This window comes from Mesorhizobium bavaricum (genome assembly GCF_056781655.1).
This window is the reverse complement of record NZ_CM165566.1, coordinates 1,382,655-1,401,776: the sequence shown is the minus strand read 5'-3', so window position 1 is coordinate 1,401,776 and position 19,122 is coordinate 1,382,655. Positions and strand designations below refer to the sequence as shown.

At 64.6% G+C, this 19,122-nt stretch carries 18 protein-coding genes; 6 read left to right on the top strand and 12 right to left on the bottom strand.

The window, feature by feature from the left end:
* Window positions 1-118 precede the first annotated feature (118 nt).
* The gene (locus tag AC1RZR_RS06820; protein WP_481828054.1) at window positions 119-412 is read right to left on the bottom strand and encodes a hypothetical protein; all 294 of its coding nucleotides are present in this window, start codon (window positions 410-412) and stop codon (window positions 119-121) included.
* Window positions 413-564: 152 nt separating this feature from the next.
* Between AC1RZR_RS06820 and AC1RZR_RS06815 the strand changes: the two genes are divergently transcribed.
* The gene (locus AC1RZR_RS06815) at window positions 565-1,332 is read left to right on the top strand and encodes an SDR family NAD(P)-dependent oxidoreductase (protein WP_481828053.1); all 768 of its coding nucleotides are present in this window, start codon (window positions 565-567) and stop codon (window positions 1,330-1,332) included.
* Window positions 1,333-1,359: 27 nt separating this feature from the next.
* Here the strand turns inward: AC1RZR_RS06815 and AC1RZR_RS06810 are convergent, their stop codons facing one another.
* From AC1RZR_RS06810 to AC1RZR_RS06780, 7 genes are all read right to left on the bottom strand, one after another.
* Window positions 1,360-2,304: an ABC transporter permease gene (locus AC1RZR_RS06810; protein ID WP_481828052.1), complete on the bottom strand. Its 945-nt coding sequence runs from the start codon at window positions 2,302-2,304 to the stop codon at window positions 1,360-1,362.
* Window positions 2,301-3,356 carry an ABC transporter permease gene (locus tag AC1RZR_RS06805; protein ID WP_481828051.1) on the bottom strand — a complete coding sequence of 352 codons (1,056 nt, stop codon included), beginning with the start codon at window positions 3,354-3,356 and terminating at the stop codon, window positions 2,301-2,303. Before AC1RZR_RS06805 ends, AC1RZR_RS06810 begins: the two co-directional genes overlap by 4 nt.
* On the bottom strand, window positions 3,356-4,867 hold the full coding sequence (locus tag AC1RZR_RS06800) for an ABC transporter ATP-binding protein (protein ID WP_481828050.1): 1,512 nt from the start codon (window positions 4,865-4,867) through the stop codon (window positions 3,356-3,358). The genes AC1RZR_RS06805 and AC1RZR_RS06800 overlap by 1 nt, the downstream gene beginning before the upstream one ends.
* A gap of 269 nt (window positions 4,868-5,136) precedes the next feature.
* Window positions 5,137-6,168: a BMP family protein gene (locus AC1RZR_RS06795; protein ID WP_481828049.1), complete on the bottom strand. Its 1,032-nt coding sequence runs from the start codon at window positions 6,166-6,168 to the stop codon at window positions 5,137-5,139.
* A 153-nt stretch (window positions 6,169-6,321) separates the two neighbouring features.
* On the bottom strand, window positions 6,322-7,527 hold the full coding sequence (pcaF, locus tag AC1RZR_RS06790) for a 3-oxoadipyl-CoA thiolase (RefSeq protein ID WP_481828048.1): 1,206 nt from the start codon (window positions 7,525-7,527) through the stop codon (window positions 6,322-6,324).
* 1 nt (window position 7,528) lies between these two features.
* Window positions 7,529-8,326 carry a CoA-transferase subunit beta gene (locus AC1RZR_RS06785; protein ID WP_481828047.1) on the bottom strand — a complete coding sequence of 266 codons (798 nt, stop codon included), beginning with the start codon at window positions 8,324-8,326 and terminating at the stop codon, window positions 7,529-7,531.
* The gene (locus AC1RZR_RS06780; RefSeq protein WP_481828046.1) at window positions 8,323-9,180 is read right to left on the bottom strand and encodes a CoA transferase subunit A; all 858 of its coding nucleotides are present in this window, start codon (window positions 9,178-9,180) and stop codon (window positions 8,323-8,325) included. The genes AC1RZR_RS06785 and AC1RZR_RS06780 overlap by 4 nt, the downstream gene beginning before the upstream one ends.
* 119 nt (window positions 9,181-9,299) lie before the next feature.
* Between AC1RZR_RS06780 and AC1RZR_RS06775 the strand changes: the two genes are divergently transcribed.
* A complete protein-coding gene (locus AC1RZR_RS06775; protein ID WP_481828045.1) occupies window positions 9,300-10,070 on the top strand; it encodes an IclR family transcriptional regulator domain-containing protein in 771 nt (256 codons plus the stop codon).
* 25 nt (window positions 10,071-10,095) lie between these two features.
* Here the strand turns inward: AC1RZR_RS06775 and AC1RZR_RS06770 are convergent, their stop codons facing one another.
* From AC1RZR_RS06770 to AC1RZR_RS06755, 4 genes are read right to left on the bottom strand one after another with little or no spacing between them, the layout of a single operon-like run.
* A complete protein-coding gene (locus tag AC1RZR_RS06770) occupies window positions 10,096-11,397 on the bottom strand; it encodes an NAD(P)/FAD-dependent oxidoreductase (protein WP_481828044.1) in 1,302 nt (433 codons plus the stop codon).
* 2 nt (window positions 11,398-11,399) lie between these two features.
* Window positions 11,400-12,779 (bottom strand): glutamine synthetase family protein, encoded by a 1,380-nt coding sequence (locus AC1RZR_RS06765; protein ID WP_481829034.1) that lies wholly within the window; start codon window positions 12,777-12,779, stop codon window positions 11,400-11,402.
* Window positions 12,780-12,784: 5 nt separating this feature from the next.
* Entirely contained in the window at window positions 12,785-14,068 is a 1,284-nt protein-coding gene (locus tag AC1RZR_RS06760; protein ID WP_481828043.1) for a nucleotide disphospho-sugar-binding domain-containing protein, read from the bottom strand.
* A gap of 10 nt (window positions 14,069-14,078) precedes the next feature.
* Window positions 14,079-15,017, bottom strand: coding sequence for a GntR family transcriptional regulator (locus AC1RZR_RS06755; RefSeq protein WP_477268981.1), 939 nt, complete (start codon window positions 15,015-15,017; stop codon window positions 14,079-14,081).
* Between the two features lie 237 nt (window positions 15,018-15,254).
* On the opposite strand from AC1RZR_RS06755, the gene AC1RZR_RS06750 reads away from it, so the two are divergent.
* From AC1RZR_RS06750 to AC1RZR_RS06735, 4 genes are all read left to right on the top strand, one after another.
* Entirely contained in the window at window positions 15,255-16,322 is a 1,068-nt protein-coding gene (locus AC1RZR_RS06750) for a polyamine ABC transporter substrate-binding protein (protein WP_477268980.1), read from the top strand.
* Between the two features lie 99 nt (window positions 16,323-16,421).
* Window positions 16,422-17,264, top strand: a complete 843-nt coding sequence (locus AC1RZR_RS06745; RefSeq protein ID WP_481829033.1) for an ABC transporter permease — start codon at window positions 16,422-16,424, stop codon at window positions 17,262-17,264.
* Window positions 17,257-18,051, top strand: a complete 795-nt coding sequence (locus AC1RZR_RS06740) for an ABC transporter permease (protein ID WP_481828042.1) — start codon at window positions 17,257-17,259, stop codon at window positions 18,049-18,051. The genes AC1RZR_RS06745 and AC1RZR_RS06740 overlap by 8 nt, the downstream gene beginning before the upstream one ends.
* Complete coding sequence (locus AC1RZR_RS06735) at window positions 18,048-19,121, top strand: ABC transporter ATP-binding protein (RefSeq protein WP_481828041.1); 1,074 nt, start codon at window positions 18,048-18,050, stop codon at window positions 19,119-19,121. The genes AC1RZR_RS06740 and AC1RZR_RS06735 overlap by 4 nt, the downstream gene beginning before the upstream one ends.
* The last annotated feature ends 1 nt before the right edge of the window (window position 19,122 follow it).

The following is a 19,122-nucleotide window of genomic DNA, read 5'->3' as shown; positions in this document are numbered from 1 at the left end:
GAATCATTGATGCGGTGAAATTCGGATCACCAGCCGCGCGCAAGCGCACCGGCGGTCCGGTTCATTCAACTCCGATTACCTGAAAGCTGCGCGCGCTAACCCCGGTCGATCTGACGACTCAGGGAATGAGGCCCAGAACAACTGCCCCGGTGAACACGAACGCAAGGGCAAAGACGAGATAGGCGAAGGCACCGGCATAGGCCGGGCGGAAGGCCTGGGCATTGGCCAGCTTCTGGCCGCTGCGATCCGTCTGGGCGTTCTGGATATAGGACATATCGACCTCCGTCTCGCTGGTTAATCTATAAAACTTGTAGACTTTGTCGATTGCTATTTTTAAGCGATAGGCAGAAAGATTTTCTGACATCGAGCCGAAAATTGGCAACAGATTGCTTAGGTGGCGTGTCTTGGCCACCGATCCACATGGCCTGCCCACGTTGCTCCCGGCCTTCAATGGACCTGTGGCCTTGTGCCCGCTGCACCCAATTCGTGCATTGGCCGGCCGGAGCGGGCGGGATAGCATCGCCCCTGAGCGCATCCAAAATCGTCCAACAGGGAAGCAGAAAAATGGGCACGAGACTGGCCGGCAAGGTTGCCATCATTTCAGGCGGTGCAACGGGAATGGGCGGCGCGGCCTCGGAGCTGTTCGCCGCGGAAGGCGCCAAAGTGGCGATCGTCGACCGCAATGAGGAAGCAGCCGCCGCAACCGCGGCGGCGATCCGCGCGCGGGGACACATAGCCGAACATTGGGTGGCCGACGTGTCCGACGAAGCCCAGGTCGAGGCCGCAGTGAAGGGCGCGACCGAAAAACTCGGCCCGGTCACCGTGCTGTTCAATCATGCCGGCACCATCGTCATCAAACCCTTCCTGGAGACGACGGTGCAGGAATGGGACTGGCTGCATGCCGTCAATGTGCGTTCGATGTTCCTGATGACGCGCGCCGTGCTGCCCGGCATGATATCGGCCGGCGGCGGTTCGATCGTCTGCACCTCGTCGATCTCGGCGGTGGCGGCGACGCCGATGGAGGTGCTCTACGACACCACCAAGGGCGCCTGCCACATGTTCGCCCGCGCCATCGCCGTCGAGTTCCGCGACCGCAACATCCGCTGCAATGCGGTCTGCCCGGGCTTCATCCGCACGCCGCACGGCCTGCGCGAGGTTGCCGATCTCGGCCGGCTCGGCGTCGACGTCTCCGACGCGGCACTGGCGGCGCAGCAGGGCCGCATCGGCGAGCCGGAAGAGGTGGCCAAGGCAGCGCTCTACCTGGCCAGCGACGAGGCCAGCTTCGTCAATGGCACGCATCTGTTCGTCGACAATGGCTTTACCGCGATGTGATCATCGGGACGCTGACAGCCCTGGCCGTCAGCGCTCCTCGCGTCGAAACGGCTTGAGCAGCGCTGATGGCGCCACCGCATTGCGCGACATCACGGCCATGGCGACTATGGTGAAGATGAAGGGCAGCATCAGGAACGCCTCGTAGGGGATGTGGCCGAGCCCGCTCGCCTGCATCCGCAACTGCAGGGCATCGACAAAGGCGAACAGCAGCGCCGCCCCAGCCGAGCGCCACGGATCCCAGCGGCCGAAGACGACCAGCGCGATCGCCACCCAGCCGCGGCCGGACACCACGCCGAAGGTGAAGGCATTGAACTGCGCCATCGACAGGAAGGCGCCGGCCAGCCCCATCAGTGCACCGCCGAGGATCACCGCCTGGAAGCGGGTCGCGATGACGCTGACGCCGGCTGAATCGGCGGCGCGCGGATTCTCGCCGACTATGCGCACCGACAGGCCCCATGGCGTGCGGTAGAGGACGAAGGCTGCCAGCGGAATGGCCAGGATCGCCATGTAGACCAGCGCAAACTGGTTGAACACCGACGGCCCCAGCACCGGAATGCTGGAGAGGACCGGGATCGGCAGCGTCTCGAACCCCTTGATGCTAGGCGGCACCGATTGCTGGCCGAAGATCAGGCGGTAGAGAAAATAGGCGAGCCCCGACGAGAACAGCGTGACACCAATGCCGCAGACATGCTGGCTGAGGCCCAGCGCCACCGTGAACAGCGCGTGCAGCCCGCCCATCAGCATGCCGGTCAGCACCGCCGCCAGCACGCCGAGCCACAGGCTGCCGCTGAGGCTGGTGGCGGTGAAGCCGGTCATCGCCGAGAGCAGCATGATGCCTTCGATGCCGAGATTGAGCACGCCGGCCCGCTCGGAGAACATTTCGCCGAGCGTCGCAAACGCCAGCGGCGTGGCGATGCGGATGATGGCAGCCAGGAAGCCGACCTGAAATATCTGTTCGAACACCGCGCTCATCGGGCGGCTCCGACCCGGCGGATGCGATAGGCGGTGAACAGCAGCCCCACCAGCATGGCGAGCAGCGCCGTGCCCTGGATGACATCGCTGAGGAAGGCCGGAACGCCGGTCGCCCGCGACATCGCCTCGGCGCCGGTCATCACCGCGGCGAGGAAGACCGCCGCCGGCACCACACCAAGCGGATTGAGACGCGCCAGCATGGCGACGACGATGCCGGAATAGCCGTAGCCCGGCGAGATGTCGCTCATCACCTGGAAATGCACGCCGCCGACTTCGCCGACCCCGGCCAGCCCGGCCAGCGCCCCGGACAGCAGCGCGGTCGAGATCAGCACGCGCTCGACATGGATACCGCCATATCTAGCGGCTTCGGGATTCTCACCGGTGACCCTGATCCGGAAGCCGAGCGTCGTGCGCACGATCAGGAACCAGATGACCGGTGCTGCGATCAGCGCCACGACCACGCCGAGATGCAGGCGCGTGCCTTCGAGCAGCACCGGGAAATTGGCCGAATCCTCGATCGGTGGCGAGATCGGATAGCCGCTGAAACTGTCTTTCCACGGCCCTTCGATCAGCGCCATCAGCGCATAGTAGATGACCGAGTTGAGCAGCAGCGAGCTGACCACGTCATCGACCTTGAATTTGACCCGCAGCGTTGCTGGCACCAGAGCGACGGCAGCGCCTGCGGCGGCCCCGGCCACCGCCATCAACAGCATGGCGAGCGGCCCCGGCATCGGGATCGCGCCGACGAAGCAGCTGGCCACCGCCCCTGCCAGCAACTGTCCCTCGGCGCCGATGTTCCAGAATTTTGCCCGGAAGGCGACGGCCACCGCCAGCCCGGTGAAGATCATCGGCGCGGCACGCACCATCGTTTCGGTGATGGCGTAGCTGTCGCCGAGCGAAGCGGTGAACATCACACCATAGGCTTCGAGGACGCCGGCCCCGGCCAGCGCGATCAGGCCGCTGCACAGGACAAGCGTCGCCGCGATCGCCAGCAGCGGCAAGGCCAGATTGAACCAGGCGGGCGTCGAGGTGCGGACTTCCAGGCGGAACATCAGCTGTGGCCCTCCGCGCCCGTCATCATCAGCCCGAGCCGTGCCACCGTCGCATCGGCGCTGTCGAGCGTGCCGGCGATGCGGCCCTCATACATCACCGCGATGCGGTCGCAGAGCACCAGCAGCTCTTCGAGATCCTCGCCGATGACGATGATGCCGCAGCCCTTGGCGCGCATGTCGAGGAACTTTTCGTGGATGAAGCGGGCAGCGCCGATGTCGAGCCCGCGCGTCGGCTGAGACACGATCAGCACCTTCGGATCGAAAGCCAGCTCGCGCGCCAGCAGCGCCTTCTGCAGATTGCCGCCGGACAGCGCCCCGGCGCGGGTCATCGGCCCGGGGCAGCGAATGTCATAGGCCTTGATCTGCGCCTCGGCGAAGGCGCGGATCGCATCCGGCTTGAGCAGGCCCTTGCTGCTGAACGCCGCCGTGCCGATGCGCGGCAGCACCATCGAATCGGCGAGCGGCAGGTTGGTGACCAGACCCGTCGTCATCCGGTCTTCCGGAATGCGTCCGAGGCCGAGCGCCTGAACCTCGCGTGGCGAAAACCGCGACACTTTTAGGCCGGCGATCGTCATCCGGCCGGCATCGGGCACACGCGTGCCCGAGATCACCTCGGCAAGCGCCCGCTGGCCATTGCCCGAGACACCGGCAATGCCGAGGATCTCGCCGGCGCGGACGGAAAGCGACACGTCGCGCAGCGCCGTGCCCGAATGCTGCGACGTCGAAATGCCATCGAGCGTCAACACCGCCGCGCCGGGTGTCGATGGCCCCCTTGCCGGCGGCACGATCTCGTGGCCGCACATCAGTTGCGCCATTGCGGCCGACGTCGTGTTGGCCGGGTCGTCGACACGACCGGCGACGCGGCCGAGCCGCAGCACCGTGCAGCGATGCGTCAGCGCCCGCACTTCGTTGAGCTTGTGCGAGATGAAGATGATGCCGAGACCCTGCGCCGCCATCGACCGCAAAGCCGAAAACAGTCCTTCGACTTCGCTCGGCGCCAGTACCGCCGTCGGCTCGTCGAGGATCAAGAGCCTGGCACCGCGAAACAGCGCCTTGACGATCTCAAGCCGCTGCTGCTCGCCAACCGACAGCGCCGATACCGGCAAGTCGGGATCGAGCGTCAGCCCATGTTGGCGGCCGATTTCCAACAGCCGGACCAGCCCGCCGGCCCGGTCGATCCGCCCCGATCTACCGGGAATGCCGATGAGCAGGTTCTCCAGCACCGTCAGCCTTGGCGCCAGATGGAAATGCTGGTGCACCATGCCGATGCCGGCGGCCAGCGCATCGGCCGAACTGGTGATCCGCACCGGCTGGCCCTGGATGAGAATCTCACCGGCATCGGGCGCATAGGCACCGAACAACACGTTCATCAGCGTCGTCTTGCCGGCGCCATTCTCGCCCAGCAGGCCGAGGATCTCGCCCGGCGCGACGGTAAGATCGACAGCCTCGTTCGCCTTGACGGCGCCGAAGCTCTTGGTGATGCCGCGCATTTCGATGAGTGGGGCGGGCAAGGCGGGATCCTGGTGAGGTTGCGTCGGCGCGGCTCTTCACGCTCCCCCTTGTCGGGTGAGAAGCGATCCGCGCAGCGGACGAAAAGCCAATTGCTTGGCTTTTCGAGCTTCGAACGCCCTTAGCCTGCGAAGGGCCGGGCGGTGAGTTGCCGGGTCCACGCTGGTTCGCAGCGTCCCGGCGTTCACTGGCCTTTCATCGTGCCCCGGCACGATGAATTCGCATGCGGCGAACCGGCTGCTCACCCCCGCAAGGGGGAGGGTTAAAGAACTCAATCCGAAACCGGCGTGTTCTCGTCGACATCGACGCGGAAATTGCCTTCGAGGATTTCGGCTTTCTTCTTCTCGACCAGATCCTTGACGTCGGCCGGCAACGTCTTGTCGAACTTGTGGTAGGGCGCGAGATGCGAGCCGCCCTTGGCCATGCGCGAGAAATCGCCATAGTCCTGCGCCGTGAAGACGCCGGCCTTGACCAGCTTGATCGCCTGTTCGACCGTCGGATACATGTCCCAGACCGGGCCGGTGATGACCGTGTCGGGGCCGAGGCTCGACTGGTCGGACATGTTGGAGATGGCGAGGATCTTCTTGTCCACCGCCGCTTCGATGACGCCGAAACGTTCGGCATAGATGACGTCGACACCGGCGTCGATCTGGGCGACGGCCGCTTCCTTGGCCTTCGGCGGATCGAAGAACGAGCCGATGAAGGCGACCTTCTTCTTGATGTTGGGGTTGACCTCCTTTGCGCCGGCAAAGAAGGCGTTGACCAGCCGGTTCACTTCCGGAATGCCCATCGCCGCGACGGCGCCGATCGTGCCCGACTTCGACATCTTGCCGGCGATCATGCCGGACAGATAGGCCGGTTCGTGGATCCAGTTGTCGAAGACGCCGAAATTGGGTTCTGCCGGACCGGCGCCGGAGCCGAACAGGAAGGCGGTCTTCGGGAACTGCTTGGCGGTGCGGCGCGATTCACGCTCGGCCGCGAAGGCATCGCCCAGCACCAGTTGGTAGCCGCCTTGCGCATATTCGCGCATGACGCGGCTGAAATCGGCGGTCTGCACTTTTTCCGACCATTTGTATTCGATGCCGAGTTCCTTCTCGGCCTTCTGCAACGCGACATGGATCTGGTTGTCCCATGGCTCCTCGATCGGCGTGGCGAAGATCGCCGCCACCTTCAGCTTCTTGTCCTTGGCGAAGGCGGCGCCCGGCAACATCGCTGCAGCCAGGCCGAGCGCGCCCAGTTCCAGCACGTTGCGTCGCGAAAGCCCTTCGCGTTTTATCTGGAATCTATTCTTCGGATTTTCCATTGCATTCCCCTCTGTTCGACGGCCGTGTCGAGCCGGCCATTCGTGAAAATGTCAGACAGGAAACTATGGAACGGGTCCGGACTTTTGTCCACACGGTCAAATTTGACCGCGCCAGAATCAGCGTCGATCTTAGCCGCCAAGAAGGCCTGCCGATCAGGCCCTTTCGAGGGCGATCGCTATGCCCTGGCCGACGCCGATGCACATGGTCGCCAGCGCATAGCGGCCGCCGCGCTCGCGAAGCTCCAGCGCCGCGGTGCCGGATATGCGGGCGCCCGACATGCCGAGTGGATGGCCGAGCGCGATGGCGCCGCCATTCGGATTAACGTGTTCAGCATCCTCGGCAATGCCAAGCTGGCGCAGCACGGCGATGCCTTGCGAGGCAAAGGCTTCGTTGAGTTCGATGACCTCGAACTGTTTTGGGGTCAGGCCAAGCCGCGCGCAGAGCCTCTGCGTCGCCGGCGCCGGGCCGATGCCCATGATGCGCGGCGCCACTCCGGCGGCAGCCCCGCCAAGAATGCGGGCGATTGGCGTCAGGCCATATTTCTTGACGGCCGCTTCAGAAGCAACGATCAACGCCGCCGCCCCGTCATTGACGCCAGAGGCATTGCCGGCCGTCACCGTGCCGCCTTGCCGGAACGGCGTCGGCAATTTGGCCAGCGCCTCGATTGTGGTGCCGGCGCGAGGATGCTCATCCTTGGAGACGACCACCGGATCGCCTTTGCGCTGCGGGATCGTCACCGGCGTGATTTCCTTGGCCAGCCGGCCATTGGCTTGTGCCGCGACGGCCTTGTCCTGGCTGCGCACGGCAAAGGCATCCTGGTCGGCGCGTGACACCGAAAAATCCGCGGCGACGTTCTCGCCGGTCTCCGGCATCGAATCGACGCCATACTGCGTCTTCATCAGCGGATTGACGAAACGCCAGCCGATGGTGGTGTCATAAATCTCGGCGTTGCGCGAAAACGCGGTGTCGGCCTTGGGCATGACGAAGGGCGCGCGGCTCATCGATTCGACGCCGCCGGCGACCATCAGTTCCGTTTCGCCGGCCTTGATCGCCCGCGCTGCGATCGTCAGCGCATCCATTCCGGAGCCGCACAGGCGATTGACGGTCGAGCCCGGAATCTCCTTCGGCAGGCCGGCCAGCAGCAGCGCCATGCGCGCCACGTTGCGATTGTCTTCGCCGGCCTGGTTGGCGCAGCCATAGACGACATCGTCGACCGCCTGCCAGTCGATGCCGGGATTGCGCTCGACCAGCGTCTTCAGGGGGATCGCGCCGAGATCATCGGCGCGCACCGAAGACAGCGAACCGCCGAATCGGCCGATCGGCGTGCGGACGTAATCGCAGATATAGGCCTGGGCCATGTCATGCAGCCTTTGCTTTTCCGGTTCCCTCATGCGCCGCCTTGGTGCGGGCCTGCAGGTCGCGCAATGTCGTGAGTTCGAGTTCGCTTGGCGCCGGGGTTTCGTCAAGCGCCTCCGCGAACTTTACGATCCAGCCACAGGTGTCCTGCACCTGCTGGCGCGTGACACCTGGATGCAGCGACACCACCGTGAATTCCTTGGTCACCGGGTCCGGCTTCCAGATGGCGAGGTCGGTGATCAGCAAGGTTGGGCCAGCGGTGTCGATGCCAAGCCGCTGGCGATGGTCACCACCGTCGCCATGGCCGAAGGAGGTGAAGAAGTCGATCTTCTCGACCATGCCGCGCCTGGTCTGCGCCATGGTGATGTAGATCTCCCTCGACGACGTTGCGATCTCCGGCGCGCCACCGCCGCCGGGCAGCCGGGTCTTGGGGTGGAGATAATCGCCGATGACGGTGGTGTTGATGTTGCCGAATTTGTCGAGTTGGGCTGCGCCGAGGAAGCCGATCGAGATGCGACCGCCCTGCAGCCAGTAGCGGAACATCTCCGGCACCGCGACAGTGGTGATCGCCGTTTCGCACAATTCGCCATCGCCGATCGACAGCGGCAGCACGTCTGGCGCGGTGCCGATCGTGCCGCTCTCGTAGATCAGCGTGATGTCAGGCGCATGCGTCAGCCGCGCCACATTGCAGGCGGCCGACGGCGCGCCTATGCCGACGAAGCAGACATCGTCATTCCCCAGCGCACGGCTGGCGGCGATGGTCATCATCTCGTTGGGGGTGAAGCCCGGATTGTCGCTCATGCCGCTTTCCTCAGATGTTCGACGCGGCCTGCGAAGTCGTCGGCACTCCTCTCGATGACGTTCGCCTGCATCCACGCCTGGAATTTTTCCCGGTCGGCGGCGATCTCGTCCCATTCCAGATAAGCCGCATTGTCCCGCGCATAGTAGCCATGCGCGTAGGACGGGTGCGACCCGCCGGGCACGACGGAGATCGCTGCGATGGTCCAGCGCGGCAGCACGGTCAAATTGGGGTGCAAATCGTCTAAATTGTCGACCACTTCCTCCACCGTCACCACTGCGCGCTTTGCCGCCAGTACCGCTTCCTTCTGGATGCCGATAATGCCTTCGACCAGCACATTGCCTTTCCTGTCCGCCTTCTGCGCATGAATGAAGGTGACGTCAGGTCGGATCGAGGGGACGGCCGCCAGCACCTCGCCGGTGAACGGACAGGTCACCGATTTGATGTTCGGATTGACCGCCGCCAGCCCAGCGCCGCGATAGCCACGAAAAACCGCGCAGGGCAGGCCAGCCGCACCCGCCTCATAGGCATTGGCCATGCCGGCATGGCTGTGTTCCTCGATCTCGATCGATCTGGGAAAGCCGTTCTCGATGGCGTCGCGGGCCCGCCGCAGCAGGCCAACGCCTGGATTGCCGACATAGGAGAAGACGATCTTCTTCGCCATGCCCATGCCGATCATCTGGTCGTAGATCAGGTCCGGCGTCATACGGATCAAGGTCAGGTCGCGAAACCCCTGGCGGATTGCCTCATGCGCCGCCGCAGTCGGAATCAGGTGGGTGAAGCCCTCGAAGGCGACCGAGTCACCATCGTTCAGATTTTCGGCCACGGCCTGTTTGAGCGGCAGGAACTTGACCATCGCTTGGGCTCCGGGTCCAAAATGTTCGTATTGCGAACATATGTTTTGTATGCGATACTTATTACGCCGAGTGATGGCGTCGAGTCAATCCGGGCGCCGATGACCCCCGTGGAGGTGAGATGGACGAAGAGGCCGCTTCCCGCGACCATGTCGGCTCGCTCGAGCGCGGCCTTGCCGTGATGGAGATCCTGGCACGGCACCCCTCAGGCATGACGCTGACCGAAATGGCCGAGCAAGCGGGACTGACCCGCGCCGGCGCCCGTCGATTCCTGCTGACACTTGTCGCCACCGGCTACGCGACCCAAGCCGGGCGCGTGTTCTCCCTGTCGCCGCGCCTGCTGACGGTCGCCCGCACCTGGCTCGGCGGCGCCTCGCTGTGGAGCTTCGCTGCCCCCATCATGCGTGCCGTGGCGACGCAATTGAACGAGGCCTGCTCGGCGGCGATCCTGTCGGGGCAGGATGTCGTCTATGTCGCCCGCATTCCCGGCCGGCGCATCCTCAGCGTATCGCTCGATGTCGGCACCCGTCTGCCGGCCTATTGCACCTCGATGGGGCGCATCCTGCTTGCCGGCCTGACACCTGAAGAACTCGACACATTTCTCGGCCAGGCGACGATCGAGAGACGGACGCTGAAGACGATCACCGACCGGCATCTGCTAACTGACGCCATCGGCAAGGCGAAGACGGACGGCTTTGCCATCGTCGACGAGGAGCTGGAACTCGGCCTGCGCTCGATCGCCGTGCCGATTCGCGACCGGGCGGAGCGCACGGTCGCGGCCATCAACGTCTCGACCCAGTCGGCCCGCTTCACCGTCGAGGAGATGGAACGGGAAATCCTGCCGGCGCTGCTTGAGGCCAGGCAGCGCATCGAGGATTTCTTCGTCGTCTAATTCATCGGGGTTGCATCTCGCACTCTCAATGCTTGATGCGGTCGCGCATCGCGTACCAGAGCATGCCGAGCACATAGAGCGGACCCCGCAGCGCCGTGCCGCCGGGGAACGGCATGGGCGTCAGCGTCGAGAACAGGTCGAGCCGCGCGGCGTCGCCGGTGATCGCCTCGGCCAGGAGCTTGCCCGACAGCGTCGAAAGAATCACGCCCTTGCCGGAATAGCCATGCGCGAAATAGACCTCGCCATAGTGCCCGACATGCGGCAGGCGCGACGTCGTCACCGACACCAGCCCGCCCCAGGCGTGATCGATGCGGCAGCCCCGAAGTTGCGGAAAGGTCTTTTCCAAATGCGGCCGCACGAAGCCGGCAATGTCGGCCGGCGGCGACGGCGTGTAGCGCTCGCCGCCGCCGAAGAGCAGGCGTCCGTCCGCCGACATCCGGTAATAGTTGACGACGAAGCGGGTGTCGGACACCGCGACATTCGCCGGGATGACATTGCGTTTGCCTCCCAGCGGCTCGGTGGCGACGATGTAGTTGCCGACCGGCATGATGCGGCTGTTGACACGCGGCTCCAGCCCGTTGAGCAGTGCATCGCCCGCCAGCACGACATGCTTTGCCCGGACCGACCCCTTGGCCGTCGAGACCTTGATCGAAGGCTCCCGCTCCAGCCGCACGGCAATCGAATTCTCGTGGATGACAACGCCCGCCGCGACCGCGGCGCGCGCAAGGCCGAGCGTGTAATTCAGCGGATGCAAGTGGCCGCCAAGCGGCTCGTACATCGCGCCGTGATAGGGCGTATCGACCTTGGAGCGGGCGTCCGCCGCCGACAGGATTTCGGCATGCGGGAACTTCATCACTGCGGCCAGGCACTCGGCTTCTTCCTCAAGATCCTTGAGATCGGAGCCGTTGACCGCGCCGACCAGATGTCCGGTCAGCCGGAGATCGCAATCGATGGCATGACGCTCGATGATGTCGAGCACCAGCCCGCGCGCCTCGAAGGCGAGGTCGAACAACGCCTTCGCCCGTTCAGGTCCGTAGAGCTTGACCAGGCCTTTGGCGCCCTTGCGCAGGCCGGGGATCATCTGGCCGCCATTGCGCCCCGATGCGCCCCAGCCGATCTTGCCGCCTTCGAGCAGCACCACCTTCAACCCGCGTTCGGCGGCGTGAAGGGCCGCCGACAGGCCGGTACAGCCGCCGCCGACCACCACCAGGTCGGTGTCGACATCGCCCTGCAGGGCGGGATGGTCCGGCGACGGATTAGCCGTCGCGACATAGTAGGATTTGCCGATATCCAGGCCGGAATTGAAGCCCTCGGAATTGAAGCCCATCATCACACCTTCAGCAGCAGGTGGTCGCGTTCCCAGCTCGTCACCACGCCCTGGAACAGGTCGAGTTCGACGCTCTTGACGCGCAGATAGGTCTGGAAGAAGTCCTCGCCGAGCAGTATCCGCACCGGCTCGCAAGCGGTGAAACGATCCAGCGCCTCCTCCATGGTTTTCGGCAGCGTGCTCTTGATCTTGTAGGCATTGCCCGACGCCTCGGCCGAGCGCGCGAGTTTCTGCTCGACACCGAGGTAGCCTGCGAGAAGCGAGCCGGCGATCGCCAGATAGGGATTGGAATCGGCACCCGGCAAGCGGTTCTCGATCCGCCGCGCGGCGCGACCACCGGCCGGCACGCGCAGGCCGCAGGAGCGGTTGTCGTGCGACCATTCGATGTTGGCAGGCGCGCTGTGGTTTGGGCGGATGCGGCGGAACGAGTTCACGTTCGGCGCAAACAGCGGCATGATCTCGGGGACATATGTCTGCAGGCCGCCGATGAAATGGCCGAACATCTCGGTGTCGGCATCATCAGTGCCGGCAAACAGCGTCTTGCCGGCCTCGTCGATGACCGACACGTGCAGATGCATCGAGCTTCCCGCTTGTGCCGCGATCGGCTTGGCCATGAAGGTGGCGTGCATGCCGCTTTGCTGCGCGGCTTGGCGCGTCAGCCGCTTGAACAGCAGCACCTTGTCGGCCAGCGGCAGCGCATCGCCGTGCAGGAAATTGATCTCCAGCTGCGCCGTGCCCGATTCATGGATCAGCGTGTCGAGCGGCAGCCCCGCTGCTGCGGCATAGTCATAGATGCGGCGGATCACCGGCTCGAATTCCTCGAGCGCGGCCATGTCATAGGGATGCTGCACAGTCTCCGTGCGGCCATTGCCGCCAACCGGTGCGGTCAGCGGCCGGTCGGGGTCGGGATTGGGCGCGGTCAGATAGAATTCAAGCTCCGGCGCCACCACCGCCCGCCAGCCGCGCTGGCGATAGAGGTCGAGCACTGCCCGCAAGACATGACGTGGCGAGGCCATCCATGGCCGGTCGTCCATGTGGAAGGCATCGGCAAACACATAGGCCTTGCCAGCGGCCGCGCCAGGCGCCAGGCAGAGCGTCGAAACGTCAGGCACCATGCGCATATCGGGGTCCTGATAGGCAAAACCCTCGTCGATCGAGCCGGAATAGCGGCCGTCGATGCTGACCAGAAAAGCGCTGCTCGGCAGATAGAGCGCGCGGTCTTCCAGTGCTTTGAGGAACTTGGCCGTTGGCAGCGCCTTGCCGCGCAGGACGCCGTTCATGTCGGGCACCAGGCACTCGACCTCGTTGATGCAGTACTGGGCCAGCCAGGCCTTGGGGTCGCTGGCGCCGGAGAGCGAGGTATTCGTGTTCTTGTCAGGCATTTCGTTCATGTCCGTATCAGAGAGAGTATGGCTTGCGCGGCCACGTCCGTTCCAGGGGTCAGCGCCATATGGGCTGCATTGTCCCTGAGGCGGGCGCGCATTGCGTCATCGGCCAGCAGGCCGAGAATGGCGCTTTCCAGTACTCCTTCGGTCCAGCCGTCACGGCCGATATGATTGCCGACGCCGGTCTCCTCGGCGCGCCGCGCATTGTCATGCCCGTCCCAGCAATAGGGCATGATCAGCGACGGCACGCCGAATCGCAGCGCCTCGCAAAAACTGTTGTTGCCGCCATGGTGGATGAACAGGTCCGACTTCGCCACCACCGAGGGCTGCGGAAACCAGGCATCGAGATAGACATTGTCCGGCACCGCGCGATAGGCGTCGCGCAAGCCGCCGGCATTGACGATGAACCGCGCCGGCAGCCTGTCGAACACAGCCAGCATACGCTCGATCAGCCCGACATCCATGGCCCCTAAGCTGCCGAAGCTGACATAGACCAGCGGTCCGCCATTGCGCGGAAACACCGGCACCTGGAACGGGCCTTCCGAACGCACGCAGCCTTCGAGATAGACGAAGCGGGCTGGATCGAGCGGCTCGGCGCGCTCGCGGCGCACGATCGTCGGCGTCAGCAGCAGGTTGAGGTCAGGCGAGGCTTCGAGGAACAAGCCCTTCGGCAGCGGCGCCAGGCCGGCATCCGCCCGGAAGCGGTTGAAGCGGTCATGCGCGGGCGCCGAGGCCTTGAGATAGCGGGCCTCGAACGCCGCGCGTTGCGGGTCGTCAGCGCCCAGCCCCGACAGATAGGGCGGCACGGCAGCGTCCGGAAGCTCGGTCTCGGCGCAGGAAACGACACGCACCCACGGGCAGCCGGCCGCGGCGATCGCTGGGAACATGATGACATTGTCGAGCACCACCGCGTCCGGTTTCAGACGCGCCAACAATTGCCGCAGCGGCGCCTCGGCATTGACCGCGGTGTCGACGATCGCTTGCCAGGTCGGCGCTACATAGGTTTCGAGCTGGTCGATCGGGCTCAGCCTGAAATGCGGCAGATGCCTGCGCACGAAAGCCTGCCAGTAGCTCTGGCGCTCGCTGTCGCTCAGCGGCTCGTCGGTCGGCAGCTGATATTCCTGAAAACCATAGTCGGCAAAGACACCGGAAAAGCCGGCATGGCAGATGAAGACAGGCCGGGCGCCTTTCGCCCGCAGCGCCTGCGCAATGCCGACGCAATTCAACGCCGCGCCGAAACTGGCTTCGGGAAACAGCGCGATGGTCGGGCTGGCTTTACGCGTCAATCAATCCTCGTCATTCCGGCCGGCTGATCATGCCGAACAGGGCGGGAGCCCCGCGACTGGCCGCTTGCGGTCGCTGGTTGCGGGAGAGCCGCAGGTGAATGCGAAGCAGATCGGCAGCCACCTCATACTGCCGGCTTTCAAGATGGTCGAGTATATTCAGGTGTTCGCGCAGCGACTGCCGCAGCCGGAAGACGTTGACGCCGGCATAGATGCCTGGCAGCCGGCGCAGCCTGAGGTGATCGGCCAGCGCGTCGGCCACGAAGCGGTTGGCGCAGCCCTCGGCCAGCATGCCGTGAAAATCGATGTCCAGCCGCTGGAACTCGCGTGTGTCGAAGGCGGCGTCCGCCAGTGCCGACAGCGCTTCCATGCTCTGGCGCAATGCCGCGGCACGTGCGCCGTCCAGCCGGAAGCCGGGCGTCAGGATGGCGGCCGGTTCCAGCAGCAAGCGGAACTCATAGCTTTCGCCTTGTGCCTCCGGATCGTCTGGCGCACGCCTGAAAAGCCAGGACTGCCCCGGCGCACGGTCCAGAAGATTCTCTTCCGTCAGTTTGTTGAGCGCTTTTAGTACCGTCTTTCGTTCAGCATCGTACCGCCGCATCAGTCCCGCGACGGTTACTGTCTGGTCCAGCCGCCGCGCCGACCGGTCGCGCAGGATCGCCTCGGCAAGCTCGTCCTCCTCGGTGACAGGCAGTTCCGTGGCAACAGTCGCCTGCGCGGTGAGGTCGATGGCCAGATGATAGCCCGATGCTGCCTCCCAACGCACAACGCCCTGTTCCGCAAGCAGGCTGAGCGCCGCCCGCACCGGCGTGCGCGAAACATTGCACAGCGACGCGATCTGCTGCTCCGGCAGGCGTGCGCCGGGCTCGAAGCCGCGCTGCCGCGCCACATCCAGGATGCGCTGCGCCAGATCGAGGTGGTTGGTGCGGGGTCGTCGGGCTGCGGCTTGCATGACAATGCTCGTGAACGGACGTGGCCTATACGCTTTGACCGATCGGCCTCGCGGACGCAATCGGCCAGATTCCTCGGTCGCTTGGCAAATTATGGATTGACGTACTTTTTTCTGCAATAGTACTGTCAGGACAATCGGCCAAAAAAGACCGAGGGAACAGGATCGAGGCGGCGGCACGGGTCGCAGGCGTTGGTCCGGCGAATGAATTCGACGATCAACCAGAATGGGGAACCTGTCATGACCGCCACGACCTTTCTGCGGCACCGTTCGCTGAAGATGCCGTCAATCGCACTCGGCCTTGCCTTGGCGCTGTCGGCGCCGGCTATGGCTGCCGACCTCGTCATTTCCAACTGGGACGGCTACATGGCCCCCGACGCCATGGCCGCCTTCAAGACCGCGACCGGGGTTTCTGGCGAGGTGGTTGTTCATGCCACCAATGAAGAGATCATGGGCAAGCTCATCGCCGCCGGCGGCAAAGGCTATGACGTGGTCTTCGTCTCCTCGCCCTTCGCCGAAGTGTTGAACAAGCTCGGCCTGACCGAGCCCATCGACCACGCCAAGGTCCCCAACCTCGCCAACCTCTATCCGGAAGCGACAAAGCTTCCGCACGATGTCGGCAACACGTTTTCCGTGCCTTACACCTGGGGCACGACAGGCCTCTGCTATCGCTCCGACCTGATGAAGGTCGCGCCCACGAGTTGGAGCGACCTGCTCGCCCCCTCCGATGAGCTGAAGGGCAAGACCACCATGCTGGCGACCGATCGCTGGCTGCTGGCCGCCGGCCAGCTCGACAAGGGCTTTTCCGTCAACGAGACCGATCCGGCCAAGATGGCCGAGGTCAAGGACCTGCTGATCTCGGCCAAGAAGACGCTGCTCGCCTATGACGACACCACCTTCTATTCCAAGCTGGTTTCCGGCGAGGCGCTGATGGTGCAGGCATGGGACGGCTGGTGCAATTACGGCATCGCCGAGAAGCCCGAGATCAAGTACGTCATCCCCAAGGAAGGCTCCGATCTGTGGGTCGACACGATGGTGGTGATGAAGGCCTCGGCCAACAAGGACGCCGCCTTCCAGTTCATCAATTTCATGCTCGACGCCAAGAACCACGCCTGGGCGGCGCAGAACATCGACTACAAGGTGCCGAACAAGCCGGCCATGGAAAGCCTGCCGGCCGATTTCCTGGCAAAATTCCCCAACATGGCGATGCCGGTGGCCGACCTCGTCAAGTTCGAGCAACTGCGGGATGTCGGCGACGCCCAGCGCGACTATTCGAAGATCGTCAGCGAGATCAAGGCCGCGCAGTAAACGGCCTCAAATCAGACATCACGGCTGGCGGCGCTTCTGCCGCCGGCCCTGAGCGGTACCCGAAAATTGTCCCAGACCCGACTTCGCTCCTCCTTGCTGATGGCCCCTGCGCTGGTCTGGTTGACCGCGCTGATGGTGGTGCCGTGCGCGCTGGTGCTGGCGCTCGCCTTCTTCCGGCGCGGCATCTATGGCGGCATCGAATACACTTTTACGCTGGAGAATTTCGGGCTGGTCTTCGACCCGCTCTATGCCGGCATCTTCCTCAACTCGGCACGCATCGCCGGCACAGCGACGCTCGTCGCGGTGGTGATCGGTTATGCCGCCGCCTATGCCATATCAGCCGCACCGCGCCGGTTGCAGCCGGTGTTCCTGTTCTTCGCCGTGCTGCCGTTCTGGTCCAACTACCTGATCCGCACCTATGCCTGGATCGTGCTGCTCAACCGCGAAGGGCTGATCACCCAGCTCTTGCGCTGGTTTGGCTACACCGGCGAGCCACCGTCGATGCTCTATACGGAAGGCGCCGTCATCGCCGGCCTGGTCTACAACTACCTGCCGTTCGTCATCCTCGCCTGCTACGCGCCACTGTCGCGGCTCAATCCGGAACTCGCCGAAGCCTCGCGTGACCTCGGCGCGTCGGCGATGACCACCTTTCGCCGGGTCATCCTGCCGCTGACCGTGCCGGGCATCGCCGCCGGTGCGGTCTTCGTCTTCGTGCTGTCGATCGGCAATTTCGTCACGCCGGCGCTGCTCGGCGGTGGCCGCTTCCAGATGATCGGCAATCTCGTCTACGACCAGTTCCTAACCGCGAATGACTGGCCGTTCGGCGCAGCACTGGCCATGGCGCTGATCGCGATCATGCTTCTGGTGCTGATGGCGCAGGCCTTGGCCGCCGACCGCGCCTCGGGCCGGACCGCGCAAGTGAGCGGTGGCGCCGATGGCTGAGCGCTCTCCCACCACGCGGCGCGCACTCTGGCTGCTACTGAGCCTCGTCTTCGCCTTCCTCTACATTCCGATTGCCGTGCTGGTGGCGCTGTCCTTCAACGAAGGTGGACTGCCGACGGCATGGTCCGGCTTTTCGCTGAAATGGTACATCTCGCTGGCCGGCAATTCCGCCATCCTCTCCGCCGCGCTCAATACGCTGATCGTGGCGCTGGTCTCGACGGCCATCGCCACACTGCTCGGCACGCTGCTGGCGATCGGCGTTGAGATGCGCCGGCAGTATGGCAAGGGCCTCGAGGCGCTGATCTTCGCGCCGATGATCATCCCCGACATCGTGCTGGCCATCGCGCTGCTCTCGTTTTTCTCCATGCTCAACCTGACCATGGGCCTGCACACCATCATCCTGGCTCATGTCGTCTTCAACCTCGCCTTCGTCTGCTCGGTGGTGCGCGCAAGGTTGAAGAGTTTCGACTGGTCGATTGTCGAAGCGTCAGCCGACCTTGGCGCCTCCGCCGTCACCACCTTCCGGCGGGTGACATTGCCGGTCATCCTGCCGGCGGTGATCGCCGGCGCGCTGCTTGCCTTCACGCTGTCGGTCGACGAGTTCATCATCGCCTTTTTCACCGCCGGCGCCGGCCGCGCCTCGACCACGCTGCCGATGCAGATCTATGCGATGATCCGCTTCGGCATCACGCCGGAGATCAACGCCCTGGCGACCATCGTCATGGCGGTCAGCATCACCGCGCTGACCCTGTCGCAGCGTCTCAACCGCGGGATTATCGGCCAATGAGCGAACCACGCACGCTGCTGGCCATCGACAAGGTGTCGAAGAATTTCGGCCGCGTTACCGCCGTCGACGGCATTTCGCTCGACATCCGCGAGAACGAGTTTTTCGCCCTGCTCGGCCCTTCCGGCTGCGGCAAGACCACGCTGCTGCGCATGCTGGCCGGCTTCGAGACGCCCAGTGGCGGACGGATCCTGCTCGATGGGCGCGATATCGCCAGGACCCCGCCCAACAAACGGCCGGTCAATCTGATGTTCCAGTCCTACGCGCTGTTTCCGCATATGAGCGTCCGGGCCAATGTGTCCTATGGGCTGGAGATGGAGCGCTTGCCGGCTAGCGAAATCCGCTCCCGCGTCGATGCCATCCTGGCGACAACCGAACTCGTCCCCTTCGCCGACCGCAAGCCGGAGCAATTGTCGGGCGGCCAGAAGCAGCGCGTCGCGCTCGCCCGGGCGCTGGTCAAGCGGCCCCGGCTGCTGTTGCTCGACGAGCCGCTCGGCGCGCTCGACAAGAAACTGCGCGGCGCCATGCAGTTGGAATTGAAACGCCTGCAGCACGAGGTCGGCATCACCTTCGTCATCGTCACCCACGACCAGGAAGAATCGCTTGTCATGGCCGACCGCATGGCGGTGCTGAAGGACGGCAGATTGCTGCAATGCGACACCCCGCACGCGATCTACGAACATCCCGGCGACCGTTTCGTCGCCGACTTCATCGGTGTGATGAACTTCGTGTCGGGCAAGGCCGCCGCCGTTGGCGTCATGGCGGGCAATGGCACCCGGATCGCCGGCAAGGTTCCCGCCTCGCTTTCGCCCGGTGCGTCCGCTGTCGCGTCGGTGCGGCCCGAGCGCATCCGGCTGTTCCCCTCGGGTGAGACCGCCAACCGCACCACCGGCACGGTCGAGGCGATGGCCTATCAGGGGCTCGACCTGCAGCTGCATGTGCGCACCCCCCTGTCACCGAAGCCGTTCCTCGTTCGGGTCACCGCCGATGCCGCCGACCGCCGGCCAGTCTCGTCGGGCGACCAGGTCGAACTCGGCTGGGACGCCGCCGATGTCAGAATTTTCGCAGATTGAA